The 23,912-nt window shown below is 50.7% G+C and carries 25 protein-coding genes, 1 tRNA gene and 1 pseudogene; 13 read left to right on the top strand and 14 right to left on the bottom strand.

Going from position 1 to position 23,912, the window contains the following annotated elements; all coding sequences use genetic code 11:
• Positions 1-129: 129 nt before the first annotated feature.
• Positions 130-1,194 (bottom strand): class II fructose-bisphosphate aldolase, encoded by a 1,065-nt coding sequence (gene fba / locus HMPREF3066_RS11170; protein ID WP_003761919.1) that lies wholly within the window; start codon positions 1,192-1,194, stop codon positions 130-132.
• Between the two features lie 211 nt (positions 1,195-1,405).
• Here fba and HMPREF3066_RS11165 point away from each other — a divergent pair, with 211 nt between their 5' ends.
• The 5 genes from HMPREF3066_RS11165 to HMPREF3066_RS11145 all read left to right on the top strand — a co-directional run bounded on the left by HMPREF3066_RS11165 (position 1,406) and on the right by HMPREF3066_RS11145 (position 7,608).
• Positions 1,406-1,834: an acyl-CoA thioesterase gene (locus HMPREF3066_RS11165; RefSeq protein ID WP_070443001.1), complete on the top strand. Its 429-nt coding sequence runs from the start codon at positions 1,406-1,408 to the stop codon at positions 1,832-1,834.
• 2 nt (positions 1,835-1,836) lie between these two features.
• Positions 1,837-2,736: a tyrosine recombinase XerC gene (locus HMPREF3066_RS11160; RefSeq protein WP_070442999.1), complete on the top strand. Its 900-nt coding sequence runs from the start codon at positions 1,837-1,839 to the stop codon at positions 2,734-2,736.
• A 25-nt stretch (positions 2,737-2,761) separates the two neighbouring features.
• Positions 2,762-4,162 carry an L-serine ammonia-lyase gene (locus tag HMPREF3066_RS11155; RefSeq protein WP_070442997.1) on the top strand — a complete coding sequence of 467 codons (1,401 nt, stop codon included), beginning with the start codon at positions 2,762-2,764 and terminating at the stop codon, positions 4,160-4,162.
• Positions 4,163-4,380: 218 nt separating this feature from the next.
• The gene (gene gyrB / locus HMPREF3066_RS11150) at positions 4,381-6,771 is read left to right on the top strand and encodes a DNA topoisomerase (ATP-hydrolyzing) subunit B (protein WP_070442994.1); all 2,391 of its coding nucleotides are present in this window, start codon (positions 4,381-4,383) and stop codon (positions 6,769-6,771) included.
• Positions 6,772-7,164: 393 nt separating this feature from the next.
• Positions 7,165-7,608, top strand: a complete 444-nt coding sequence (locus HMPREF3066_RS11145; RefSeq protein ID WP_070442991.1) for an RpiB/LacA/LacB family sugar-phosphate isomerase — start codon at positions 7,165-7,167, stop codon at positions 7,606-7,608.
• Between the two features lie 196 nt (positions 7,609-7,804).
• Here HMPREF3066_RS11145 and HMPREF3066_RS13675 read toward each other — a convergent pair whose 3' ends face one another.
• The 4 genes from HMPREF3066_RS13675 to HMPREF3066_RS11125 all read right to left on the bottom strand — a co-directional run bounded on the left by HMPREF3066_RS13675 (position 7,805) and on the right by HMPREF3066_RS11125 (position 13,422).
• A complete protein-coding gene (locus HMPREF3066_RS13675; RefSeq protein ID WP_321178944.1) occupies positions 7,805-7,936 on the bottom strand; it encodes a hypothetical protein in 132 nt (43 codons plus the stop codon).
• A 274-nt stretch (positions 7,937-8,210) separates the two neighbouring features.
• Positions 8,211-9,296 (bottom strand): trimeric porin PorB, encoded by a 1,086-nt coding sequence (gene porB, locus HMPREF3066_RS11135; protein WP_049228823.1) that lies wholly within the window; start codon positions 9,294-9,296, stop codon positions 8,211-8,213.
• Between the two features lie 716 nt (positions 9,297-10,012).
• Positions 10,013-10,825, bottom strand: coding sequence for a tRNA pseudouridine(38-40) synthase TruA (gene truA, locus HMPREF3066_RS11130; protein ID WP_070442986.1), 813 nt, complete (start codon positions 10,823-10,825; stop codon positions 10,013-10,015).
• A 131-nt stretch (positions 10,826-10,956) separates the two neighbouring features.
• On the bottom strand, positions 10,957-13,422 hold the full coding sequence (locus HMPREF3066_RS11125; protein WP_070442983.1) for a motility hub landmark protein FimV: 2,466 nt from the start codon (positions 13,420-13,422) through the stop codon (positions 10,957-10,959).
• A gap of 344 nt (positions 13,423-13,766) precedes the next feature.
• Here HMPREF3066_RS11125 and HMPREF3066_RS11120 point away from each other — a divergent pair, with 344 nt between their 5' ends.
• From HMPREF3066_RS11120 to dtd, 5 genes are all read left to right on the top strand, one after another.
• The gene (locus HMPREF3066_RS11120) at positions 13,767-14,297 is read left to right on the top strand and encodes a septation protein A (RefSeq protein WP_039406027.1); all 531 of its coding nucleotides are present in this window, start codon (positions 13,767-13,769) and stop codon (positions 14,295-14,297) included.
• Between the two features lie 3 nt (positions 14,298-14,300).
• Positions 14,301-14,591: a YciI family protein gene (locus tag HMPREF3066_RS11115; RefSeq protein WP_060974705.1), complete on the top strand. Its 291-nt coding sequence runs from the start codon at positions 14,301-14,303 to the stop codon at positions 14,589-14,591.
• A complete protein-coding gene (locus HMPREF3066_RS11110; RefSeq protein ID WP_003742784.1) occupies positions 14,591-14,860 on the top strand; it encodes a BolA family protein in 270 nt (89 codons plus the stop codon). Before HMPREF3066_RS11115 ends, HMPREF3066_RS11110 begins: the two co-directional genes overlap by 1 nt.
• A 34-nt stretch (positions 14,861-14,894) precedes the next feature.
• Positions 14,895-15,767: a peptidyl-prolyl cis-trans isomerase gene (locus HMPREF3066_RS11105; RefSeq protein ID WP_070442980.1), complete on the top strand. Its 873-nt coding sequence runs from the start codon at positions 14,895-14,897 to the stop codon at positions 15,765-15,767.
• 196 nt (positions 15,768-15,963) lie between these two features.
• Positions 15,964-16,425 (top strand): D-aminoacyl-tRNA deacylase, encoded by a 462-nt coding sequence (gene dtd / locus HMPREF3066_RS11100; protein ID WP_070442976.1) that lies wholly within the window; start codon positions 15,964-15,966, stop codon positions 16,423-16,425.
• A 279-nt stretch (positions 16,426-16,704) separates the two neighbouring features.
• Here dtd and aat read toward each other — a convergent pair whose 3' ends face one another.
• On the bottom strand, positions 16,705-17,430 hold the full coding sequence (gene aat, locus HMPREF3066_RS11095) for a leucyl/phenylalanyl-tRNA--protein transferase (protein ID WP_003766330.1): 726 nt from the start codon (positions 17,428-17,430) through the stop codon (positions 16,705-16,707).
• Positions 17,431-17,622: 192 nt separating this feature from the next.
• Positions 17,623-18,120, bottom strand: coding sequence for a ferric iron uptake transcriptional regulator (gene fur / locus HMPREF3066_RS11090; RefSeq protein ID WP_003766333.1), 498 nt, complete (start codon positions 18,118-18,120; stop codon positions 17,623-17,625).
• Between the two features lie 158 nt (positions 18,121-18,278).
• Between fur and HMPREF3066_RS11085 the strand changes: the two genes are divergently transcribed.
• Positions 18,279-18,662 carry an outer membrane protein assembly factor BamE gene (locus HMPREF3066_RS11085; protein ID WP_003757199.1) on the top strand — a complete coding sequence of 128 codons (384 nt, stop codon included), beginning with the start codon at positions 18,279-18,281 and terminating at the stop codon, positions 18,660-18,662.
• Between the two features lie 16 nt (positions 18,663-18,678).
• Positions 18,679-19,488 (top strand): 4-hydroxy-tetrahydrodipicolinate reductase, encoded by an 810-nt coding sequence (gene dapB, locus HMPREF3066_RS11080; RefSeq protein WP_070442973.1) that lies wholly within the window; start codon positions 18,679-18,681, stop codon positions 19,486-19,488.
• Positions 19,489-19,573: 85 nt separating this feature from the next.
• Here dapB and trpC read toward each other — a convergent pair whose 3' ends face one another.
• Together trpC and HMPREF3066_RS11070 are read right to left on the bottom strand one after the other, a co-directional pair.
• Positions 19,574-20,356 (bottom strand): indole-3-glycerol phosphate synthase TrpC, encoded by a 783-nt coding sequence (gene trpC, locus HMPREF3066_RS11075; protein WP_070442970.1) that lies wholly within the window; start codon positions 20,354-20,356, stop codon positions 19,574-19,576.
• Positions 20,357-20,481: 125 nt separating this feature from the next.
• Positions 20,482-20,859, bottom strand: a complete 378-nt coding sequence (locus HMPREF3066_RS11070) for an Ag473 family lipoprotein (protein WP_070442967.1) — start codon at positions 20,857-20,859, stop codon at positions 20,482-20,484.
• 186 nt (positions 20,860-21,045) lie between these two features.
• Here HMPREF3066_RS11070 and HMPREF3066_RS11065 point away from each other — a divergent pair.
• A tRNA-Lys gene (locus HMPREF3066_RS11065) sits at positions 21,046-21,121 on the top strand.
• A gap of 34 nt (positions 21,122-21,155) precedes the next feature.
• On the opposite strand, the pseudogene HMPREF3066_RS11060 reads toward HMPREF3066_RS11065, so the two are convergent.
• From HMPREF3066_RS11060 to HMPREF3066_RS11045, 5 genes and pseudogenes are all read right to left on the bottom strand, one after another.
• A pseudogene (locus HMPREF3066_RS11060) lies at positions 21,156-22,145 on the bottom strand (tyrosine-type recombinase/integrase); the annotation flags it as partial.
• Positions 22,061-22,390, bottom strand: coding sequence for a helix-turn-helix domain-containing protein (locus HMPREF3066_RS12595; protein ID WP_083286456.1), 330 nt, complete (start codon positions 22,388-22,390; stop codon positions 22,061-22,063). The gene HMPREF3066_RS12595 and the pseudogene HMPREF3066_RS11060, both read right to left, overlap by 85 nt.
• A gap of 2 nt (positions 22,391-22,392) precedes the next feature.
• On the bottom strand, positions 22,393-22,647 hold the full coding sequence (locus tag HMPREF3066_RS11055) for a lipopolysaccharide heptosyltransferase (protein WP_070442963.1): 255 nt from the start codon (positions 22,645-22,647) through the stop codon (positions 22,393-22,395).
• Positions 22,648-22,654: 7 nt separating this feature from the next.
• A complete protein-coding gene (locus HMPREF3066_RS11050) occupies positions 22,655-23,104 on the bottom strand; it encodes a hypothetical protein (RefSeq protein WP_070442961.1) in 450 nt (149 codons plus the stop codon).
• Positions 23,104-23,865: a P-loop NTPase family protein gene (locus tag HMPREF3066_RS11045; RefSeq protein ID WP_070442958.1), complete on the bottom strand. Its 762-nt coding sequence runs from the start codon at positions 23,863-23,865 to the stop codon at positions 23,104-23,106. Before HMPREF3066_RS11045 ends, HMPREF3066_RS11050 begins: the two co-directional genes overlap by 1 nt.
• Positions 23,866-23,912 lie beyond the last annotated feature (47 nt).

Genomic DNA, 23,912 nt, shown 5'->3' with positions numbered 1-23,912 from the left:
TTGTCCTGATTTAAAGTTAATCCACTATAAATCAGGACGGGCAGTGCCGTACGGGTTTGCACTTGACCCATACACCCTTCAAAACAAAACGGGCGGCTTGGATGGCCGCCCGTTTGATTGTCCCGTTGTTTATTTGATGATTTGGTTCAGCTCGCCTTTGGCGTAGCGGTTTGCCATTTTCTCAAGGGAAACGGGTTTGATTTTGCCTGCCTGACCTTCGCAACCGAATGCGAGGTAGCGGTCGAGACAGATTTGTTTCATGGCTTCGACGGTTTTGCTCAGGTATTTGCGCGGGTCGAATTCGGACGGGTTTTCTGCCATGAAGCGGCGGATGGCGCCGGTGGAGGCGAGGCGCAGGTCGGTGTCGATATTGACTTTGCGCACGCCGTGTTTGATGCCTTCGACGATTTCTTCTACGGGTACGCCGTAGGTTTCGCCGATTTTGCCGCCGTATTCGTTGATGACTTTCAGCCATTCTTGGGGAACGGAGCTGGAGCCGTGCATGACGATGTGGGTGTTGGGCAGGGCTTGGTGGATTTCTTTGATGCGGTCGATGCGCAATACGTCGCCGGTGGGCGGACGGGTGAATTTGTATGCGCCGTGGCTGGTACCGACGGCGATGGCGAGTGCATCCACGCCGGTGTCTTTGACGAAGCGCACGGCATCTTCGACGCTGGTGAGCATTTGGTCGTGCGAGAGCTTGCCTGCCGCGCCTACGCCGTCTTCTTCGCCGGCTTCGCCGGTTTCGAGGTTGCCCAAGACGCCGATTTCGCCTTCGACGGACACGCCGCAGGCGTGGGAGAAGTTAACGACGGTACGGGTGGCATTGACGTTGTATTCGTAGGTGGACGGGGTTTTGCCGTCTTCGAGCAGCGAGCCGTCCATCATGACGGAGGAGAAGCCCAGTTGGATGGAGCGTTGGCACACGTCGGGCGATGCGCCGTGGTCTTGGTGCATGACGACGGGGATGTGCGGGAATTCTTCGACGGCTGCCAAAATCAGGTGGCGTAAAAACGGCGCACCTGCATATTTGCGCGCGCCGGCGGATGCTTGAACGATAACGGGGGCGTTGACTTGGTCTGCGGCTTCCATGATGGCGCGCATTTGTTCGAGGTTGTTGACGTTGAATGCGGGCAGGCCGTAGCTGTTTTCGGCGGCATGGTCGAGCAGTTGGCGCATGGATACGAGTGCCATTTAAATCTCCTTGGTGAGGTAGCGGGATGGTGATGTGGGAAATTATAATGTTTTTCTTATTAAAAAACTACACAGGGCTACATCAGTTTTATATATTAATGAGATTTTGAGCGGCTGCGGCGGGCAAACGGTGCGGTCGGTATTTTTCTGGCATGGTTTATAATAACGGTTTGTTTTCGGGGTCGTCTGAAACGGCGGCGGGAGGTGTGTGATGGCTAAGTTTGCAGTGGCGGATGTGGATGCGGTGTTGTTTCAGACGACCTTGTGCGTGCAGGTGGGCGATGTGAATTACGGCGGCCATCTGGCGAACGATGCCGTTTTGCGTTTGTGCCACGAAGTGCGGATGCGTTGGTTGGCGGGTTTGGGCTGGAGTGAAACGGACGCGGGCGGCGCGGGGCTGATTATGGCGGACGCGGCGGTGCAATATTTGGCACAAGGTTTTTACGGCGATGAATTGTCGGCGGAAATGGGCGTTGAGGACATCGGCAAGGGCGGGTTTGCGCTGCTGTTCCGCCTGATGCGCATCGCGGACGGCAAGGTGCTGGCGCGGGCGCACACGGGCATGGTGTGTTTCGATTATGCGCGTCAAAAGGTTTGCCGATTGCCGGAGGCTTTGAAAACCGTGTTGGAGGTCGTCTGAAAATGTTGACGCGCGATTTCGGACTGTCTTTGGACGGCTATTTGAAATTGTTGGGACAACAGGGCAAGTCGGCACACACGCTGTCTGCCTACGGGCGCGATTTGACCGAACTTGCGTGGCTTTTAACGGAAGGGTCGTCTGAAACGGCGCGGGATTTGACGCGGCGCGATTTTGTGGCGGCGTTGAAACGGCTGTCGCAACAAGGTTTGAGCGAACGGACGCTGGCGCGCAAATTGTCGGCGTGGCGGCAATATTGCGGCTGGCTCGTGCAGTCGGGCATGATGGACAACGACCCGACCTTCAACCTGAAAGCCCCGCGCCTGCCCGAACGCCTGCCCAAGGCCTTGCCGCAGGAAGAGTTGAACCATATGCTCGACAGCGCGCCTGCCGACGACGGTTTGGCAGTGCGTGACCACGCCTTGTTTGAACTGATGTACGGCAGCGGCCTGCGCCTGAGCGAGATACACGGCTTGGATTTGGGCGATGTGTTGCTGGACGAAGGCTGGGTGAGCGTAACCGGCAAAGGCAGGAAAGAGCGGCAAGTCCCGTTGTCGGGCAAAAGCGTCGAAGCCTTGCGCGCCTATCTGTCCGAACGCGTAGCGGCAGACGGCGAAGCCGCGCTCTTTACCGGCAAAAACGGCACGCGGCTCGGACAGCGGCAAATCCAAAAACGCCTTCAGGCATGGGCGGTGCAGCAGGGCAGCGGGCAACACATTTCCCCGCACATGATGCGCCACAGCTACGCTAGCCACCTTTTGCAATCCTCGCGCGACATCCGCGCCGTGCAAGAACTGTTGGGACACAGCAACCTCTCGACCACGCAGATTTACACCAAGCTGGATTTCGACCATCTGGCCAAGGTTTACGACGAGGGGCATCCGCGGGCGAAACGGAAAAAGTAATTCAATAAAATCAACGGAAAACATCATGATCAGCATTTTCGACATTTTCAAAATCGGCATCGGCCCCTCCAGCTCCCACACCGTCGGCCCCATGAAAGCCGCCGCCGCCTTTTCAGACGACCTCAAACAATCAGGACTGGACGCGCAAACCGAGCGCATCGTCATCGACATTTACGGCTCGTTGGCACTGACAGGGCGCGGACACGGCACATTCGACGCCCTCCTGCTCGGCTTGGAAGGCAGCCTACCGCACGACATCCCCCTTGCCGACATCCCCGACCGTCTCGAACGCATCCGCACGCAACACATCCTCCGCCTCAACGGACGCGAAATCCGCTTCACCCCCGACCGCGACCTGAACATACGCGGTGACCAAGTGTTGCCCAAACACCCGAACGGACTGAATTTCACCGCCTACGGCAAAGACGGCGGCAAACTCAAAGAACAAATTTACTACTCCGTCGGCGGCGGCTTTATCGTTACCGATCAAGAGTTTGACAAACAAGCCGAACAAACGCGCCCAGTCCCCTACCCTTACACCAGCTGCGCCGAACTGCTCGCCCAATGCCGCATGAACCAGCTCGACATTTCCGAAGCCGTATTGGCAAACGAAGCCGCGCTTGCCGGTTGCAGCGAAGCCGAAATCCGCCGCCGCGTTGCCGGCGTTGCTGACGTTATGGAAGGCTGCATCAAACGCGGATTGGCAGCAGACGGCGAACTGCCCGGCGGCTTGAACGTCCGCCGCCGCGCCCCGCAGCTTGCCGCCAAACTCAAAGCCCTGCGCGAAACCGAAATCGTCAACACCCAGCTTTGGCCCATGGTTTACGCCATGGCAGTCAACGAAGAAAACGCCGCCGGCGGACGCGTCGTGACCGCCCCGACCAACGGCGCCGCCGGCATCATCCCCGCCGTCCTGCACTACTTCCGCAAGTTCAACCCGCACGCCACGCAAGAGCGCGTCGAAAACTTCCTGCTCACCGCAGGCGCCATCGGCATCCTCTACAAAACCAACGCCTCTATCTCCGGCGCGGACGTCGGCTGCCAAGGCGAAGTCGGCGTCGCCTGCTCCATGGCGGCGGGCGCATACGCCGAAGTCATCGGCGGCACGCCCAAACAAGTGGAAAACGCCGCCGAAATGGCGATGGAACACCATTTGGGCCTGACCTGCGATCCCGTCGGCGGATTGGTGCAAATTCCCTGCATCGAACGCAACGGCATCGCCGCCGAAAAAGCCCTCAAACTCGGCACCCTCGCCCTGCTGGAAGACGGCACGGACAAAAAAGTCTCGCTCGACGAAGTCATCCAAACCATGCTGCAAACAGGGCGCGACATGAAGTCCACCTACAAAGAAACCTCGCTTGCCGGACTCGCCATCACCCTCCAGAAAAAAGCCGTCCCCGTATCTGTCCGCGTTGTGGAATGTTGAAAACGGAAAAAATATGAAAAAGGTCGTCTGAAACCGAGTACGAACAGGTTTCAGACGACCTTTCCGCCCACCCGAAACGCTGAATTTTCCAGCAAAATCAGGTATAATAACGGTCTATTTCCGTCCGTCGGACAGCTTGACCGTCCGGGTGGCGCGCCCAACTGTCGTTCAGACGACCTCAGCAGAAATTCTTTTAAAAAATCTTACAGATAAAGACCATGACTGACCAAAAACACGAAGAATACGGCGCCGACAGCATACAAGTGCTGGAAGGCTTGGAAGCGGTACGCAAACGCCCCGGTATGTATATCGGCGACACGCAGGACGGCAGCGGCCTGCACCACATGGTGTTCGAAGTATTGGACAACGCCATCGACGAAGCACTGGCGGGACATTGCGACAAAATCACCGTAACCATCCATGCCGACAATTCCGTCAGCGTGGCCGACAACGGGCGCGGTATGCCCACCGGCATCCACCCGAAAGAAGGACGCTCCGCCGCCGAAGTCATCATGACCGTATTGCACGCGGGCGGCAAGTTCGACAACAACAGCTACAAAATCTCCGGCGGCCTGCACGGCGTGGGCGTGTCCGTCGTCAACGCGCTGTCCGACTGGGTAACGCTGACCATCTACCGCGACGGCAAAGAACACTTCGTCCGCTTCGTGCGCGGCGAAACCGAAGAGCCGTTAAGGGTTGTCGGCGATTCCGACAAAAAAGGCACGACCGTGCGCTTCCTCGCCAGCGCGGAAACCTTCGGCAACGTCGAATACAGCTTCGACATCCTCGCCAAACGCATCCGCGAACTTTCCTTCCTGAACAACGGCGTGGACATCGAATTGATTGACGAGCGCGACGGCAAACACGAAAGCTTCGCCCTTTCCGGCGGCGTGGCTGGGTTCGTGCAATACATGAACCGCAAAAAAACGCCGTTGCACGAAAAAATCTTCTACGCGTTCGGCGAGAAAGACGGCATGAGCGTCGAATGCGCGATGCAGTGGAACGACAGCTATCAGGAAAGCGTGCAGTGCTTCACCAACAACATCCCGCAGCGCGACGGCGGTACGCATTTGACCGCATTGCGCCAAGTGATGACGCGCACCATCAACAGCTACATCGAAGCCAACGAAGTCGCCAAAAAAGCCAAAGTTGAAACCGCCGGCGACGATATGCGCGAAGGTTTGACCTGCGTGTTGTCCGTCAAACTGCCCGACCCCAAATTCTCGTCCCAAACCAAAGACAAACTGGTTTCCAGCGAAATCGGCCCCGTCGTCAATGAAGTCATCAACCAAGCCCTGACCGACTTCCTCGAAGAAAATCCGAACGAAGCCAAAATCATCACCAGCAAAATCGTCGATGCCGCCCGTGCGCGCGAAGCCGCCCGCAAAGCCCGCGAAATCACCCGCCGCAAAGGCGTGATGGACGGCTTGGGACTGCCCGGCAAACTCGCCGACTGCCAAGAAAAAGACCCCGCCTTGTCAGAACTTTATCTGGTCGAGGGCGATTCCGCAGGCGGTTCTGCCAAACAAGGCCGCGACCGTAAATTCCAAGCCATTTTGCCGCTCAAAGGCAAAATCTTGAACGTCGAAAAAGCCCGTTTTGAAAAAATGCTCGCCAGCCAAGAGGTCGCCACCCTGATTACCGCACTGGGCGCAGGCATCGGCAAAGAAGAGTTCAACCCCGAAAAACTGCGTTACCACCGCATCATCATCATGACCGATGCCGACGTGGACGGTGCGCACATCCGCACCCTGCTCCTGACCTTCTTCTACCGCCAAATGCCCGAACTGGTCGAACGCGGCTACATCTACATCGCCCAACCGCCGCTCTACAAAGCCAAATATGGCAAGCAAGAGCGTTACCTCAAAGACGAACTTGAAAAAGACCAATGGCTGCTCGGTCTTGCCTTGGAAAAAGCCAAAATCGTTTCAGACGGCCGCACCATCGAAGGCGCAGAACTTGCCGACACCGCCAAACAATTCCTGTTGGCGAAAACCGTCATCGAACAGGAAAGCCGCTTCGTGGACGAACTCGTCCTGCGCGCCATGCTGCACGCGTCGCCCGTCGATTTGACGTCGTCTGAAAACGCCGATAAAGCCGTTGCCGAACTTTCCGGTTTGCTCGACGAAAAAGAAGTCGCCCTCGAACGCATCGAAGGACACGAAGGCAACCGCTTCATCAAAATCACCCGTAAGCTGCACGGCAACGTCATGGTCAGCTACATCGAACCCAAGTTCCTCAACAGCAAAGCCTACCAAACCCTCACCCAAACCGCCGCCGCGCTCAAAGGCTTGGTCGGCGAGGGCGCCAAGCTTTACAAAGGCGAGAACGAATATGATGTGGACAGCTTTGAAACCGCGTTGAACATCCTGCTCCAAAACGCCCAAAAAGGCATGTCCATCCAGCGATACAAAGGATTGGGCGAGATGAACCCCGAGCAGCTTTGGGAAACCACGATGGACCCCGCCGTGCGCCGTTTGTTGAAAGTGCGCATCGAAGACGCCATCGCCGCCGACGAAGTATTCGTTACCCTGATGGGCGACGAAGTCGAACCGCGCCGCGCCTTCATCGAAAACAACGCCCTGATTGCGCAAAATATCGACGCTTGATAGGGGGTGAAGCATGAAAAGGTCGTCTGAAAATGGGGATTTCCGGTTTTCAGACGACCTTTTTGCTTGATGGGAACCAAGACAGATAAAACAAATACGGCGGATTCATTTATTTTTTGATACGACACCTGCCGTCTCCCTGTACGGACAGAGATAGGCATTTCAGATGACCTTCAGACAAGTTTGGCTGCAATACCGTAGGGGCAAATCAAGACCCAACGAATTCTTTTCGCCCCAATGCCTTGTCGGGTTTACCAACCCGCCCTGCTCCAGCCATAAGCCAAAAATTCCTGCCCGACACCCCCAACAAAAAACAAACCCTGTTGCAATATCATAAATTACGGTAAATTTACAAAGGAAAACACTTACCCTCCAACTATCAAGGAGTAAGCCATGCGTTTGATTATCGCCGCCCCTGCCAACGGGACAACATTAAAAGACGCGCTCAAGGCGCATTTGCAAAACGATCCGCGAATTGACAGCCTAACCGATTTATCCTCACCGGATGGCACCTATCCGCAGCTTTCATTTGCTGCGGCGCAAGAAGTAGCGGCAGGGAGAGCCGACCGCGCTATTTTAATTTGCGGCACGGGAGTCGGTACGGCGATTGCCGCCAATAAAGTCCGCGGCATACGGGCAGCAACGGCGCATGATTTAATCACATTGCGCGGCTCGGTAGAAAACTACGATGCACAGGTATTGTGCATGGGACAAAACGTCATCGCCGCCCCCGCCGCATGGGCATTGGTGGACATTTGGCTGAATTTGCGCCACAACACGGATAGCGGATACGCACCGAAAGTCGGCGAAATCGAAGCCTACGAATGCGGTAAATAGTACGGTTTTTGCAAAAGGTTAGTCTAGACTCTCCATTCCCGCCCCGCTTGTATGAGGATGGCCCATCGCAGCATGAGCTTTACCCGCAGATTATTTTTGAGGTAAGGTGGCCTGAAATCTCTCCGCTACCGTCATTCCCGCGCAGGCGGGAATCCAGGCCTCGGCATTTTGGGAAGATTTCAAGGATGCCGCAACCTCAAATTTCCAGATTCCCGCCTGCGCGGGAATGGCGAAATTGCAGCCCTCTTGTTTTGACCTGCCATATTTCGCGGGTAAAGCCCACGCTACGGTTGCCCGCCTGAAAGTTTGCAACGTGGGCTTTGCCCACGGATTAAGTTCCATCTAAAAAAGTGGTCGTCTGAAAAGCCTACGTACACAGGGATTCAGACGACCTTTTATTTAACGGATTAAAATAAAACAGGATATTTTCAACAGCTACTTCCGTGCAGAGAGAAGCAAAAATGGCAGCATGGACGGAGCTTTTTGCCAGACATAAATGAGAACCGGCCTGCAATCGACATACTACGTATCCCGCATTTTATCCAAACAGACAAAAAGAGCCTGCATAAAGCAGGCTCTTTATTTAGACTAACCGTATCAGATTAGAATTTGTGACGCAGACCAACTGTACCAGCAGTTTTCTCGTATTTGTTGTCGCCTTTGCCTTCTCTCAACCAACCGGCAGAAATCAGGGCAGAAGTGCGTTTAGAGAAGTCGTAATCAGCACCAACGATAACTTGGTTGTATTGGCTGTTAGCTTGTTTCTCACCGTTTTCTTTAGCTTTGAAGCCGTGAGCATAAGAAACGCGAGGCATTACGTTACCCATACGGTAGCCACCAGTTACAGCAACTTCAGTACGTTCGTTTTTCTTAGCATTAGCTTTGTCAGCTTTGAAACCTTCGTATTGACCTGCAACAGAAACCAATACATTGTTTGCATCGTAACCAGCTACCAAACGGTGTACTTGGTGATCTTTATAAGTATCAGCAGCTAAAGTAGTATTTCTGTTGAACGAATTCAAGTAATCTTTGTCCAGAACAGAATGTTTAGCAAAAGAACCAGCATAGCGACCGAAGAAGCCGGCATTCTCATAGTTCAGACCCAAACCGTAAGAGTCACGGCTTTTCACATCGTGAGTATACTTGTCATCAGGATTAGCATTGTCACGTGGTTGGTATTGCACGCTTGCGCTGAAACCGGACAATACAGGTGAATCGTAGCGTGCAGACACTTTACGATCTTCTACACGTTCTAATTTGCCTAATGCCAAAACATCTGAGTTTGCCTCGCTGGCTTCCCAAGGATCGATGCTGTCGCTGCTGTCTTTCAGAGGAGTATTGAGTTTACCTGCACGGATTTTACCGAAGCCGCCTTCCAAACCGATGAAGGACTCGCGAGTTCCCCAACCTTTGTCAGTACCGGCAACAGAAGTATTTTGCTCTACTTGCCAAATAGCGTTCAGGTTATTGCTCAGGTGCTCATGGCCTTTGAAACCGATGCGTGAACCGTAGTCAGCAATTTCAGTAGCAGTTTTGGTTGTATCCTTGGTAGTTACACCGTTAACTGTAGTTTTTTCTTTAACTCGGGAAATGTCAACACCGGCTTTAACTTGACCGTACAAGGTAACGTCAGCCATAGCTGCAACAGGCAAAGCTGCCAAAGTCAGAGCAATCAGAGATTTTTTCATTGCTGTATTCCTTTTTCTATCGTGAAGAAATAACTTAAGCAGACCCGGACAGAGTCCGCTTAGGCTTTACATTATCGCTGGAATCAGCGATTCCATGACTCTCACTATAATTGTTCCTTTCTAAAAAAACAAACTTTATTCACTTCCCCTTCTTCCCCCCTTACGCCACACCACCCTGTCAACAACATAAGATTCTAAATATTTCCTTTATAAATCATATGGTAATACCGATTTTCCTATTGTTTGCATTTTTACAACACAGATTTCCCGAACGGTAGTTTTTTAGGACTGGCTGTTGTTTTTTGGCTAATTCAGGCAAGCGAGGAAACTGGAAACATCGTTCAGGTATTCATGCCTGTTTGACCCTGATAGGGCTTGCCGAGCATAAATATCTCCTGATCTGAGGTGGCTCTTATTCCAGCTCCGTAGTACAGGCTTTATCTGTGGGTTGGTTTATCGAAAAGAGAAAGGGTCGTCTGAAAAGAATGCGTACAGATTTCAAACAATTTTTTATAGTGTATGAAAATAAAAATGTATGAAAATAAAAACAGGATATTTCAAATCTTCATTCCTGATTCGAAAGAAATATAAAAGCTTGAGTACGGTAATTTTTGAATATTTCTAAAAATCAATGCTTGGATTCCTGTTGGCGCGGGAATAGCCAGGCCTTTCTTTATTGAAGGGGAAAATAAGGCTTGACAGTATTTCAGACGACCTCACAGCCATTCGGGCATTTCGGGACGGATGATGCCAAACTCGGGCGGATAATCCACGCCGGTTAAGTACAATCCGTCAGGCATAAAGGTCGGCGGGGCTTTGAGGCGGCTGCGTTCTCCAATTAAGGTTTGAAATCCGGAAACACTAAGCCTGCCGCTGCCGACATAAACCAATGCGCCCATAATATTACGCACCATATGGTGCAGAAAGGCATTGCCGTGCAAATCCAGTTTGAGGAATTGCGGCGTACCGCTGATTTTTGCACTGTATAGGGTTTTGATGGGGGATTTTGCTTGGCATTCGGCAGCGCGAAAGCTGGAGAAATCATGTTCGCCTTCTAATAATAAGGCCGCCTGCTGCATTTTGTCAGGATCGAGCTTGAGATGCGTCCACCCTACCCTGCCTTGCAATATCGGGGAACGGACAGGAGATGATTCTAAAAGGTAACGATACCTTCTACCGTATGCGTCAAAGCGGGCGTGAAAATGGGAGGCCACTTGCTGTGCGAACAATACAGACACACCTTCGGGAAGATGGGCATTGACGCCCCGCACCCATGCCTGCTCGGGACGGACTACTGTGGTATCGAAATGGACGACTTGTGCAGTGGCGTGTACGCCTGTGTCGGTACGCCCGGCAACTATGGTTCGGATGTTTTCACCCGCAATTTGGCTGAGTGCATATTCTAAGGTCGTCTGAACAGTAGGCAAGTCGCCAGCTTGTTTTTGCCAGCCGTAAAATCGGCTGCCATCATAAGACAGGATTAATGCCCAACGGCAAACTGCGGGCTGCTTTGAAGAAGGAAACATCATAATCGGTGAAGGCTCGATATTCGAACAAAATCATACGAAAATTGCTTATCCGACAGTATAGCAATAAAAAAGATGCCGCTTTTAGAAACGGCATCTTTATTTTTCTTTCCCCAAAGGGATTGTCAGATTAATCAGCCTAACTCTGCCAACAAGGCTTTGGTTTTATCCAAGATATCGCCGGTAGCCTCTTCCATCAGCTCTTGCAAAGTTTCACGGGCTGCACCAGGGTCTCCAATTTCGACATACATTTTTGCCAATTCGTATTTGGCTTCTAAAGGAGCGGTCATTCCGACGGATTCGGAAATAAAGCCTGAGTCAAATGCCGACTTGCTTACTTCTTCATCAACTGTTAGGTTTTCCCATTCGATGGTCTCTTCTACTCCGTTACCTTGGGAATCAGCCAATCCGAAATCTTCGTCGCTTTCTTGGAAGGTAATGCCTTCATCTTGTTTGATTTCAAAAGGCTCTTCGGCTACGGCTTCATCGGCTGAGGTATCAACGGAAGCAAACTCTAAAGCCTCGTCCCCATTTAATTTTTCAGACGATGTTTGCTCAGATGTTGTGAACTCAGGCAGCGGCTCGATAGGCTGGGATTCGTTTTTTTCCGAGAAGAAGTCCCATCCTTCTTCTGCTTCTTCAAAGTCTTTGACATTTTCTGCGCTAACAGTCTGCTCCTGCTGTTGAACCTTAGAAGCGTCGGAGGCTTCGTAGTCAAACTCCAAATCAGAAACTTCTTCCGCAACGGCGGATTCGGTATAAGAATACTCTTCCTCACCTACTGAGGCATCCGCCTCTTTGGTTTCTTCACTAGCGTCATGGAAAGACGTGTCAAAGTTTGATTGAACCTCATCAAATTGCTGAATATGGGCCGTATTATCAGGCTCTTCTACTGACTCCTCTTGATGTCTGCTTTCTATAACTACTGAAACCGGTTGATACGGATTCTCCGGCTCGGGCTCATAGACGCTTTCTGTCGATTCAACAGAGTCCCAATCCAAATCACGGCGTTTTTCCGTTTCCTCATCCACGGTAACTGCGCTGGATACGATGCCGACGTGCTTATCGTCAATATCGTCAATATTAATATTGATCTCATCTTCAGCGGCTTCTTTGGCGGCATTGGGCTGCACAAAGAAAGCTTCGTCGTCAAAATCATCCTCGATAGACAGTCCGTCAGGCTCTTCTTCAGAAACAACTTTCGCTTGAACAAACTGTTCAGGCTTCGCCTCGTCAGCTATCACGGTTTCTGCAAAGCTAATGTCGTCATCTTCTTCGTCATATCCTGCAGAAGGAACAGGTACGACAGGCGCGACAGCAGCTGCTTTTCGTTTGCCCAAAGCTTTCAGTAACAGCAACAATGCCAACAGCGCACCGCCGCCGATTAACAGCCAGCGCCACAATCCGCCATCTTCAGACGACTCTTCTACTGCTTCGTTTTGAGTATCGGAATTTTGCTGGGCAGCCAAAGCTTCTTCAACTTGGGCTTCCTGCGTAGATTTTGCCGTTTCACTTGCAGCGGTTTGTTCTGCGATGCCGGGTTGTAATACTTCCTCAGTGCCTACGGATGAAGCAGCTTGTTCTTGTGTTGCACCCTGTGGGGCTGAAGCGGCTGCTTGCGCCGGCTGTTGTTCAAGCTTGGCTTCTTTATTTGATTTGACCCCTTCGCCAGCCTTATCTTCACCTGCCTTATTTTCCGCAGATGCATTAGTTTTGGCGGCTTCTGGTTTTTCAGACGATGCCTTAGATGCTGCTGCAGTTTGCGGCTGCTGTTTGTCAGAAACAAGAGGTTTCTCGGCAGCCTGTTTGGCGGCTGCCTGTTTCATGTCGAATTGGGTCGGGATATTCAATACTTTTCCAGCCAACATATGGTCGGCATTTTTATTGATGAACACACCGGGGTTGGCTTTTACCAATGCCTGTATTGCCTGCTCGACCGTCATACCTTGAGGACGGATACGGGTCGCAATTTCAGTTAGGGTTTCACCTTGTTTGACTAAATGTCGTTTGCCATAGCGCGGCTCGCCCTGTACAGAAGGGGCCGCATTTTGCGTCTGTTTAGGCTGCACTTGGACATTTTTTGTTTTTTTATTGTCGATTCCTTCTTTACGCGTATTATTCGCAACATCTGCAGATGCATTTCCACTACGCAGCGCACGGTTAATCCGTTCGCGCGCGGCTTGACGGTCTATCTGCTGGGAAGCATATGCGGGAGGCGGCTCCTGACGAACGCGGGGCGTACTGTCGCCCTTGACCGAGTAATCAGCCGGATCGATGATTGCGGTATATTCTCGAGATTGAGAGCCGGTACTGACTTGGAAAATCAGCACAGGGTCTTTGATGGCTTTAGCCGAACGGATATTGATGACGGCACGATCGCCCGCTCTGTGGACGCTGGTTCTGAGGTTGGCATTGGATACGGAAGCTTTGCCGCCGTTAAACAATGCCTGTGCTTCTTCTCCAGTTACGGTGATGTTGCCGGAAAACGGCTCACCCAAATGCGATTGAACATTTAAACCGCCCAATCCTGCGTTTGCACCCACCGAAACCACCAAGGCAACGGAGGCTGCGATAAGTTTGATTTTGTAATGTTTTTTCAAAACTTGTCCCCTATGAAATGAATCCTGCAGTACTGCCGAGTACTTAACCGTCTATTACGATATATTACGTTATGATATAGTCTAAGTCCCTAATCTGCCAAGTAACACTGTCATTTATGTTATCAAAAATGTCATAAACCGTTACTGTTTGCATCGGTGTGTTTCTTTTTTGCAAATCTATCGGGAACTTATTTTATCATTCCGTTTGCATTTTTAAAACCCTACAACAAACTGTCGGCATATCAAACAAACCAAAGTTTCAGATTTGCGGTAATGCAAAAAACCGCAGCTGCCTGTATGATTGCCGTTTGATTGTTTGGTTTCCTCATTTTTGTTTTTTATATATGAAAATTCTGAGTGATTTATTGGCGGTAATTTTGTTTTTTCTGACTTATACGGTTACGAAAGACATGATTGCCGCGACAGCCGTAGCTTTGGTAGTCGGTGTTTTGCAGGCAGCCTTTACCTATTGGAAATTTAAAAAGCTGGATACGATGCAGTGGGTCGGATTGGTTTTAATCGTGGTATTCGGCGGGGCGACCATCCTGCTGAAAGATCCGCGATTCATCATGTGGAAACCGACCGTATTGTTTTGGATAGGCGCACTGGTCTTACTTTTCAGCCACCTTGCCGGAAAAAACGGACTTAAGGCTACAATGGGCAAGGAACTCGAATTGTCCGATACCGTCTGGAATAATCTGACCTATGCTTGGATAGCGTTTCTCGTATTTATGGGCATAGCCAACTGGTTTGTATTCACTCATTTTGAAAGTCATTGGGTGAATTACAAAATGTTCGGTTCGACCGGACTGATGTTCGCTTTCTTTATCGCTCAAGGTATTTATTTGGGCAAACATTTACCAAAGGAGAATTAAGCAATGGAATATTATATGCTTTTGGCCACTGATGCAGACGACGTACATGAAGCCCGTATGGCTGCACGTCCCGATCATCTGAAACGTTTGGAAGCCCTGCAAGCCGAAGGGCGCCTTTTGACAGCCGGACCGAATCCTCTGCCCGACAATCCCGAACGCGTCTCCGGCAGCCTTATCATCGCCCAATTCGCATCGCTTGACGAAGCCCAAGAATGGGCGGAACAAGATCCTTATGTCGCTGCGGGCGTATATGAGGAAGTTTTAATTAAGCCCTACAAAGCTGTTTTTAAATAATGGATATGCGTTCAGCAATAGAAGGTCGCCTGAAAACTCTAAATCCTCAGATATTCGAGTTTCAAGACGACAGCCATTTGCACAAAGGACACGCGGGTAATAAAGGCGGGGGGCATTATGCTGTAACCGTCGTCAGCGAGGCTTTTACCGGGATGAAACGTATCGAACGCCAACGCATGGTTCAAAACCTGCTCCAAGACCTGTTTGCCGGCGGTTTCATCCATGCCTTAAGCATTAAGGCGGCAACGCCCGACGAATATTTCCATTGAATTATCCGTAGTGTTTCAAATTAAAGAGAAGATTATGAGAAAAACCCATTTTACAGCCGCATTGGTTATGGCCGCCCTATCCTGCAGCCTGTTTGCCCAAACTTTGGTTACCGTCAACGGACAAACCATCGACAGCAGCGTGATTGACGGACAAGTTGCCGCCTTGCGTGCTGAAAACAAACAAATCCAGGATTCTCCACAACTGCGACAAGAGCTGGCCAACCGCCAAGTTATCAGCACGGTTATCGCGCAAGAAGCCAGACGCCGCAAACTGGACCAAAGTGCGGAATTCAAAAAAGCCCTCGAACAAGCCCGTGCAGATGCGAAGAAACAAGGTGCGGACAAAAAACCGTCCTTCAAAACAGAATGGGCGGCATTTGAAGACGACCTGCTCGGACAAGCCCTGGCCATCGACGTATTGCGCAAAAATCCTGTCAACGAACAAGAAATTAAAAAATCCTACGATGAATTTGCCAAATTCTACCAAGGCAGTCAGGAAGTACGCCTAGGGGAAATCGTTACCCGAACTAAAGCCGACGGACAAAAAGCTGCTGCCGATTTGAAGGCGAAGAAGGCTTTTGCCGCAGTATTGAAACAATATTCGATTGATGAAGAAGCCAAAAAAGCAGGCGGGATTCCTCAAGCTTATGTTCCGCTGAAAGACTTGCAAGAAGCCGCACCGCCTCTGTACGCAGCAGTCAAAGACCTGAAAAAAGGTGAAGCGACATCCGAACCGCTGCAAGACGGTAATTCTTACGCCGTGTTTTACGTTGACGACCGCCGCGATGTCAAAGTTCCTGCCTTTAACGAAATCAAAGGCAACATAGCCCGCGACCTGAGTACTGCCCGCATTGACGACACTATGCGTGCGCTCTTGCAAAAAGCCGACATCAAACCTGCCAAATAACCTTTAAGCTTCCTATAACGGATAAGTAAAGGAAATTAAGCCGGATTCTTTTTGCGGCATTGATGCAATCCACCTAAAGGTCGTCTGAAACCATAACGTTTTTCAGACGACCTTTTCTACCTGCATTGCTGTCGAAACACTTGTGTATCTGAATCCGCCGTCAACCAATCTTTTGAAATAGAGATAAAGAACCGCTATGCGAGCCGTCATTCAAAAAGTGAGTTGTTCCCGTGTCGATGTATTGGACGGAAATCATAAGGAAACCTGCGCCGAAATCGATAACGGATTGATGATATTGCTCGGCGTTACCCACGACGATACCGAATTAGATGCGCGCTACATTGCCGACAAAGCCGCTAATCTGCGTATTTTCGAAGACGATGCCGGCAAATTGAACCTGTCCGTCAAAGATGTCGGCGGCTCAATCCTGCTGGTCTCCCAATTCACATTGTATGCCGATGCACGAAATGGCCGCCGTCCGTCTTTCTCGGCAGCCGCCCCTGCCGAACAGGCGCAAACGCTCTATCTGCATACCGCAGAACTATTGCGCGGACATGGTTTGAACGTGCAAACCGGCTGCTTCCAAACACATATGCAGGTCAGCCTGTGCAACGACGGCCCCGTTACCCTGCTGCTGGACTCGCAAAAACTGTTTTGACGAAAATCCTGCTGCAAGATATAGTGGATTAAAATAAAAACGAGACAAGGCGCCAACGTCCGCCGTGTACAAGGTAGTACATAAGGGCGTTGGCAACGCCGTATCATTGCAATTTTAATCCACTATAAAACAAGTATTGCCCTTGCCTAATATAATCCAAAGGTCGTCTGAAAAACCAAAAATTGGGTTTTCAGACGACCTTTTTCTATTCGCTTCTGACTCGAAGCCGACTCTACATCGTGAAACGTAAAATACCTAAATCGGATATTTCACTTTCCGCTATTCCAACGTTCCACCTACCACCCTCGCGCACAAAGCTTCCTTCAAAGGCAAAGCGTTCAAGCGTTGCAAGGTCGTCTGAAATTCGGCGAACGGTATCGGTTCCGAACCGAAACGATGCATATGCAGGGTATCTTGCTGACAGTCAATCAACTCGATGCCCAATCCGGCAAGAAACGGAACGGCTCGCGCGAAGGCGATTTTGGAGGCATCCGGCTCAAGGGCGAACATGGATTCTCCGTAAAACACCCGTCCGATTTGTACGCCGTAAAAGCCGCCCGCCAGTTTCAGACGACCTGTTTCATCGGGATAGAAACATTCAAACGAATGCGCGTGCCCCAAGCGGTGCAGCTCGGTATAAGCGGCTTGGAATTCGGGAACAATCCATGTGCCGTCCTGACCGGGGCGCGGAAAGGCGGCGCAATGCGCAATGACGGTTTCGAAACATTGGTTGACCGTTACCCGATAGGGTTTGTTGCGCAAGGTTTTCGCCAACGAACGCCCGATATGCAGATTTTCAGGCACGATGACGGCGCGCGGATCTATGGTATGCCAAAAAAACCAGCCGTCTTCGCTGAACCACGGGAAAATCCCCTGCCGATACGCCGACAGCAGCCGTCCCGTGTCCAAATCGCGGCTGATACCGACCACACCGTCGCATTCTTCCAGCGCGTAAAACGGGTCGGGGAAAGTGTAATCATTAGGGTAAAGCAAGGGGATACTCATTAAAAATCCTAAGGTATAGTGGATTCACTTTAAACCGGTACGGCATTGCCTCGCCTTGTCCTGATTTCAATTTAATCCACTATATTATTCTGATTTGCAGCAGCATGATGTTCATGTTCCGCAAAAAATTTCAGACGACCCCAAATTCTCATCCGAGGTCGTCTGAACATCAAACATCTTTTAAAACGGGAATCAGCGTTTGCTCTTCGCTTGGCATTCGCCACACACGCCGTACATATAAAGCGCATGGTCAACGATGCGGTAGCCGTTTTCTTCCGCGATTTTGTCTTGCAAGGCTTCGATTTCAGGATTGTGGAATTCCGTTACCTCGCCGCATTTCACGCAGACGATATGGTCGTGGTGGTCGCCTTTGTCCAATTCGTAAACCGCCTTGCCGGTTTCAAAATGGTGGCGCTGCAAAATGCCTGCCTGCTCGAACTGGGTCAACACGCGGTAAATCGTCGCTACGCCGATTTCCACACCCTCTTCCAGCAAAATACGGTACACATCTTCGGCACTCAAATGCTCTTCAGCATGCGACTCGAACAAATCCAAGATTTTCAAACGCGGACCGGTAACCTTCAAACCGCTGTCTTTCAATTGCGCAATATTGCTGAATTTTTCCATAATATTCAATATCCCTGTGAAGTAATAGACGTTATAATACGCAATTTCAGCCCGCTTGCCCACTATTACTCCATAGCGGTTTGCAATAAAACCACAAGTTTTGTTTGCATACAAACGATAGCCGGCTGAAATTATAATCAAAGAGATGATTATCGTTTGCTTTTTCAAAAAATTCAAGCAATGATACCCTTCCACCCGAATTCGAACAGAAAGGCATATCCGTGAACAAACCCCTCTGTCTTGCCCTCGCCGCCCTCATCGGACTTTCCGCATGCAGCGCCGAACGCGTTTCCCTGTTCCCCTCCTACAAACTCAAAGTCATCCAAGGCAACGAACTTGATCCCCGCGCCGTCGTCTCCCTCCAAGCAGGCATGAGCCGCGACCAAGTCCAACTCCTGCTCGGCACCCCGCTGCTGCGCGACGCATTCCATGCCGACCGTTGGGACTACACCTTCAATACCAGCCGCAACGGCATCATCAAAGACCGCAGCAACCTCACCGTTTATTTTGAAAACGACGTCCTTGTCCGCGCAGAAGGCGATGCCATCCAAAAATCCATCGAAACCCTCCAAGCCGAACAAAAAGCAGCCCAAACTGCACAATAATCACTAAGGAAACCGCATGAGCGCATTAAAAATCGCCATCGCCGGCGTCAACGGCCGCATGGGGCGCGTACTGGTTGAAGCCGTCAACAACCATCCCGACACCGTCCTCTCCGGCGCACTCGAACATTCAGGCTCCGAAGTCTTAGGCTTGGACGCAGGTTTCGCCTCCGGCATCAAAACCGGCATCGCCATTTCAGACAACGTTGATGCCGTCCTCGCCCAAAGTGACGTACTCATCGACTTCACCCGTCCCGAACCGACCCTGAAACACCTGCAAAAATGCGTGGGAAAAGGCGTCAACATCATCATCGGCACTACCGGTTTCGACGACGCAGGCAAAGCCGCCATCCGAGCCGCCGGCGAAAAAATAGGCGTCGTCTTCGCCGCCAACTTCAGCGTCGGCGTCAACCTCACCTTCCACATCCTCGACACCGTCGCCCGCGTCCTCAACGAAGGCTACGACATCGAAATCATCGAAGGCCACCACCGCCACAAAGTCGACGCACCCAGCGGCACCGCCCTGCGCATGGGCGAAGTCATCGCCGACGCGCTCGGCCGCGACCTCAAACAATGCGCCGTTTACGGCCGCGAAGGCCACACCGGCCCACGCGATCCGTCCACCATCGGCTTTGCCACCGTCCGCGCAGGAGACATCGTCGGCGACCACACCGCCCTCTTCGCCACCGACGGCGAACGCGTCGAAATCACCCACAAAGCCAGCAGCCGCATGACCTTCGCCGCCGGCGCCGTCCGCGCCGCAATTTGGGTCAACGGCAAAACGGGGTTGTACGATATGCAGGACGTTTTGGGATTGAAAAACCGCTAAAACCGTTTTCATCCGCATGACACAAAAAGGTCGTCTGAAAAATGTTTTTCAGACGACCTTTTACATGATTCCGCAATATGAAACCTTAAAACAACTTCCGCAATTCCGCTTCAATATCGTCGGCACGCATAAAGGTCTCGCCGATAAGGAAGGTATGTATGCCGTGGCTGCGCATAAAATCCACGTCGGATTTGCCGCGGATGCCGCTTTCGGTAACGACGGTTTTACCTGCCAGCGCAGGCAGTAAATCCAGAGTCTGCTGTAAAGATACGTCGAATGTCCGCAGGTTGCGGTTGTTTACGCCCCATAGGGGTGTTGTCAGATTTCGGCATTTTTCCAATTCGGAAGTATCATGCAGTTCCAACAATACGTTCATGCCTAATTGATGGGCTACTGCTTCAAAATGTTCTAATTGTTCTTGCTCAAGCGCGGCGGCAATCAGTAAGACGGCATCAGCACCCCAGGCACGCGCCTGATAAATCTGATACTCATCGATGATGAAGTCTTTTCGTAGAACGGGAAGCCCGACTGCCGCACGTGCCGCTTTCAAATATTCGGGAGAGCCTTGGAAATATTGTTCGTCAGTCAATACCGACAAGCACGCAGCTCCGGCATTTTCATAGGCACGGGCAATCTGTGCAGGATGGAAATCGGGTCTGATCAGCCCTTTGCTCGGGCTGGCTTTTTTAATTTCAGCAATGACGGCAGGGCGGTTTTGCTCGTGTTTGGTACGGATAGAGTCAAAAAAACCGCGTACGGGCAAGGCGGCATCTGCCTGTTTTTTCATTTCATCCAAAGAGACAGAAGCTTTTTGTGTGGCGACTTCCAGGGCTTTGGTTGCAAGGATTTTATTCAGAATATCGGTCATAACAGATTTCCTGCACGGTAAAGCCGTCATCTTAACACAAGAGGTCGTCTGAAAAATAAAACGAGGCAAACAAAACAAGCCGTACGGAATAATTCCGACGGCTTGTTGATACGTTGTTAAAACAATTACTTGGCAGCGTCTTTCATTTTATCCGCAGCATCTTGAGTTGCATCAGCGGCTTTGTTCAAAGCATCTTTAGCAGCATTTTTTGCATCTTTGGCAGCTTCTTCAACTGCTTTTCCTGTGGCTTCGGTTGCATCCGATAAGGCTTTATCTGCGGTTTCCTTAGCGTCGGATACAGCTTTATCTGCACTTGCCTTAGCATCGGCAGCCGCATCTTTAACGTCGGAAACTGCTTTATCAGCCGCATCTTTTGCTTCGGAAGCAGCGGCATTGGCGTCAGAAGCTACGGCAGAAGCAGCCTCTTGGGTTTGTTGTTTGGCCTCTTGAGAGCATGCAGCCAAACCGGCCATCATCATCGCAGCAATCAGTAATTTTTTCATGTTTTATCCTTTCTTAAATCTGGAAAACGCCTACCCCTTTTCAGGCAGACGTGGGAATCATAACATAACGGACCAGTAAAATAGGGCAGTTTAACGGCAAATAACAGGCTGTTTACTTTTATTGAAAAAAAATTCAAAAAACTTATTGACGAGCAGGATGTCGGCCAATATAATTCACAGCTTATCGGGTCGTTAGCTCAGTCGGTAGAGCAGCGGACTTTTAATCCGTTGGTCGAGCGTTCGAATCGCTCACGACCCACCACTTTTCCTAAGCCTAAACAGTCGTTTAGGCTTTTTTCTTTGCCACCGCCTATGTTGGGGTGTGCCTGTTTTGTGTCGCAACCGAGACCGACACTGTCCAATAAAGCCGCGTGTCCGTGCAAATGTTCAGGAGCCAGATGGGCATACTTCTGAACCATCCCGACATTCTCCCAACCGCCCATTTCCTGTAATGCGGCCAGCGGAACGCCTGCCTGTATCAGCCAGCTTGCCCATGTGTGCCTCAAGTCGTGCCAGCGGAAATCGGCAATGCCTGCTTTTGACAATGCGTTTTTCCAAATGCGGGAGCTGATGCTTTTCACGGGTTTGCCGTTCGGCTGGGTAAAAACAAAAGACGGGTTTCTGCCCATCTGTTTTACCAATATACCGAGTGCCGTCTGATTCAGCGCAACGCCGATAGGCCTTCCGGCTTTGGCTTCGTCAGCTTCAATCCATGCCGTTTTGCGTTCTAGATTGATTTGCGTCCATTTCAGCCCCAGTACATTGCTTTGCCGCAAACCTGTCGCCAAACTGAAGACCGCCATATCTGCCATATATTCCGGCAGGGCATCAATCAGCCTTTGGGCTTCTTCATGCGTCAGCCAGCGGATACGGCGTTTGGCTTCGCGGTACAACGTCAGCTTCGGTACTCCGTCCAACCAGCCCCATTCTTTCGCCACCTTGTTCAAAATCGCGCGGATTAAGGCAAGGTAGCGGTTTTTGGTACTGTCCGAACACGTCATGCTGCCGACGGTCTGCATGATGAAATCACGGCTCATGTGATGCAGGAAGACGCCTCTAAGACCGGTCAAGCAGCGTAGGCGGCTGATGTCGTCCCGAATGCTTTTTTTGTCTTTCATCTCTTCAATCCACCGAACAGCCGCTTCATCCCACAGCCGTTTCGGTTTCTCATCGAGATATTGCTGCTGCCACAGTTCATGTTTCAGTTTGTCATGCAGCATTTGGGCTTCTTGCTTGTCTTTGGTGCGAGCAGATTGTCTAATTCTCTGACCGCCCTGCGTTGTGATGTCAATATAATAGACACCGTTTTCGCGTTTATAGATCGGCATTTTTGTTCACTCCTACTTTCAAGTGAAGCCAGCACCCGCGCATTTTCCAGTTCGGTCAAAAATGCGTCAAGTGCGGGCTGCGTGATACAGTATTTCCGCCCGGGCATGGAGGCTGCCAAACGGCCGGAGCGGATGTATTCCCGTATGGTTTCGGGGTGGCATTTACAGTATTGCGCCGCCTCTTTTACGTCATAAGTTTTCATGGCTACCTCACTGTTTCATAGACCGTATAAGGGGCATTTTCCAGCAGCAGCGACAGCCGCCGAACTGCCGCATAGCGTTTAATACGCGGCTCAAGTACCAAAAAATTGCTCCTGTCGATATAAAACAGCAGGCAGAGATAACCCTGCCTGTCTGTATCAATCGGAACCAGTTTGTAATGTGGGTATTGTTCCTCATGTGGGACAAACAACCTACCTACTTTTTCGGTAACAACCTTTATTCTTGATTCCGATAACATATGAATCCTATACAAATTTTGGAATAAAGAGCCCCAAAAGAATAATTGCAAAAAATATCAATGCAGCGACTAACCAAGAACGATTCATTTTAGCTACCACTTCATCAATATGCGCCTGAGTTTGCTTTGCAATTGTTTGTTGAATGGAACTGGATATTCGTCCTTCGCTTTCGGACAATTCTTTGCCGTACCCTGCCAGCAGATCAGCCAGAATCTGTGCCCGATAGGTTTTCAAATCTTCCGCAATCTGAACCGCCGCTTTCAGCGGTTCTTCGATTTCGGCAGTGATTTCGTCAAAATCCTGACGGGTATGGACGCGCTGCTCGGCAAACAGAGCTTTCAGACGGCCTTCCATTATCAGCAGGATGGGAATGATGGGATCGTCCGCCGTCAGCTTTATGCCCGACAGGCGGAATGTTTCTGCAATAATGGCATCTACATCGGCTTGATTCATCATCACTCGCTTCCGTCTGCTTGCTGCGTTGCCAAGAACGGGACTTTATCCAGTTGTTGCCACAAATCGCGCTGTACGGTTTTCAGACGCTGGCGCGGCATCAAGCCAAATGTGTCAGATGTAATTGCTTCGGACAGTGATAAATTTTTACTTGTCATCTCCTCCAGGTCTTTACCGAAAGTGTCGGGATTGCGGTTCGGAATATGTACGATACCTATAATTTGGTCTTTAAATTCTTTATAAACTTTAAATTGGTCAAACGGTTTCTCCTGCTCCACGTTTCCCCGAAAATCGTTCAACCACACAACAACCTCGGCTTTCAGGCTTTTCAGTATCTGTACTAACCCGGTAATACAGTCGTTCAATGCCTGTCCGCCCGTCAGTGGCACATGAATTACCATCCGAACATTATTCTCGGCCAACAACTCCGGAATTGAGTTCTCCGCCATATAGGACATCAACGGCACAAACGTTGCCGCGCCGTTGTCAACAATGGCTATACCTTCTTCGAATACTAATTTTTCCACCAAACCGTCAAAATTTCGCGAATTGATGGTATTGTGTTCCGTCATGATTTTAACCAGCTCGGGTTTGAAAGCCTGATGACGCAGAAAGGTTTGGTTTACAGGGTCTGTATCGAAGCAGAACATAGGGACAGGCATGGCTGCGGCTGCGGCGTTTTTCAAGTAGTCGGCGGTAAATGCAGCAATCGTAGATTTACCGACCCCGCCCTTACCCTGGGCAATAAAATGGACTTCCTTCATGGCATAACCTTTCGTTTGTAATGATTTTTCACAAAAAGAAACCTGCT

The sequence above is a fragment of the Neisseria sp. HMSC03D10 genome, assembly GCF_001807625.1.
Classification (GTDB): domain Bacteria; phylum Pseudomonadota; class Gammaproteobacteria; order Burkholderiales; family Neisseriaceae; genus Neisseria; species Neisseria mucosa.
Note: the sequence above shows the minus strand (reverse complement) of the source record. Positions and strands in the feature narration are given on the sequence as shown.

What these genes read in the sequence shown, in the direction of transcription:
- fba (WP_003761919.1), bottom strand. Translation starts at nt 1,194, where the DNA reads ATGGCACTCGTATCCATGCGCCAACTGCTCGACCATGCCGCCGAAAAC.
- HMPREF3066_RS11120 (WP_039406027.1), top strand. Translation starts at nt 13,767, where the DNA reads ATGAAAATTCTGAGTGATTTATTGGCGGTAATTTTGTTTTTTCTGACT.
- HMPREF3066_RS12595 (WP_083286456.1), bottom strand. Translation starts at nt 22,390, where the DNA reads ATGAAAACTTATGACGTAAAAGAGGCGGCGCAATACTGTAAATGCCAC.
- HMPREF3066_RS11050 (WP_070442961.1), bottom strand. Translation starts at nt 23,104, where the DNA reads ATGATGAATCAAGCCGATGTAGATGCCATTATTGCAGAAACATTCCGC.
- HMPREF3066_RS11160 (WP_070442999.1), top strand. Translation starts at nt 1,837, where the DNA reads ATGTTGACGCGCGATTTCGGACTGTCTTTGGACGGCTATTTGAAATTG.
- HMPREF3066_RS11155 (WP_070442997.1), top strand. Translation starts at nt 2,762, where the DNA reads ATGATCAGCATTTTCGACATTTTCAAAATCGGCATCGGCCCCTCCAGC.
- HMPREF3066_RS11105 (WP_070442980.1), top strand. Translation starts at nt 14,895, where the DNA reads ATGAGAAAAACCCATTTTACAGCCGCATTGGTTATGGCCGCCCTATCC.
- HMPREF3066_RS11045 (WP_070442958.1), bottom strand. Translation starts at nt 23,865, where the DNA reads ATGAAGGAAGTCCATTTTATTGCCCAGGGTAAGGGCGGGGTCGGTAAA.
- dapB (WP_070442973.1), top strand. Translation starts at nt 18,679, where the DNA reads ATGAGCGCATTAAAAATCGCCATCGCCGGCGTCAACGGCCGCATGGGG.
- HMPREF3066_RS11055 (WP_070442963.1), bottom strand. Translation starts at nt 22,647, where the DNA reads ATGTTATCGGAATCAAGAATAAAGGTTGTTACCGAAAAAGTAGGTAGG.
- HMPREF3066_RS11115 (WP_060974705.1), top strand. Translation starts at nt 14,301, where the DNA reads ATGGAATATTATATGCTTTTGGCCACTGATGCAGACGACGTACATGAA.
- truA (WP_070442986.1), bottom strand. Translation starts at nt 10,825, where the DNA reads ATGATGTTTCCTTCTTCAAAGCAGCCCGCAGTTTGCCGTTGGGCATTA.
- HMPREF3066_RS11110 (WP_003742784.1), top strand. Translation starts at nt 14,591, where the DNA reads ATGGATATGCGTTCAGCAATAGAAGGTCGCCTGAAAACTCTAAATCCT.
- trpC (WP_070442970.1), bottom strand. Translation starts at nt 20,356, where the DNA reads ATGACCGATATTCTGAATAAAATCCTTGCAACCAAAGCCCTGGAAGTC.
- porB (WP_049228823.1), bottom strand. Translation starts at nt 9,296, where the DNA reads ATGAAAAAATCTCTGATTGCTCTGACTTTGGCAGCTTTGCCTGTTGCA.
- aat (WP_003766330.1), bottom strand. Translation starts at nt 17,430, where the DNA reads ATGAGTATCCCCTTGCTTTACCCTAATGATTACACTTTCCCCGACCCG.
- gyrB (WP_070442994.1), top strand. Translation starts at nt 4,381, where the DNA reads ATGACTGACCAAAAACACGAAGAATACGGCGCCGACAGCATACAAGTG.
- dtd (WP_070442976.1), top strand. Translation starts at nt 15,964, where the DNA reads ATGCGAGCCGTCATTCAAAAAGTGAGTTGTTCCCGTGTCGATGTATTG.
- HMPREF3066_RS11165 (WP_070443001.1), top strand. Translation starts at nt 1,406, where the DNA reads ATGGCTAAGTTTGCAGTGGCGGATGTGGATGCGGTGTTGTTTCAGACG.
- HMPREF3066_RS11145 (WP_070442991.1), top strand. Translation starts at nt 7,165, where the DNA reads ATGCGTTTGATTATCGCCGCCCCTGCCAACGGGACAACATTAAAAGAC.
- HMPREF3066_RS11070 (WP_070442967.1), bottom strand. Translation starts at nt 20,859, where the DNA reads ATGAAAAAATTACTGATTGCTGCGATGATGATGGCCGGTTTGGCTGCA.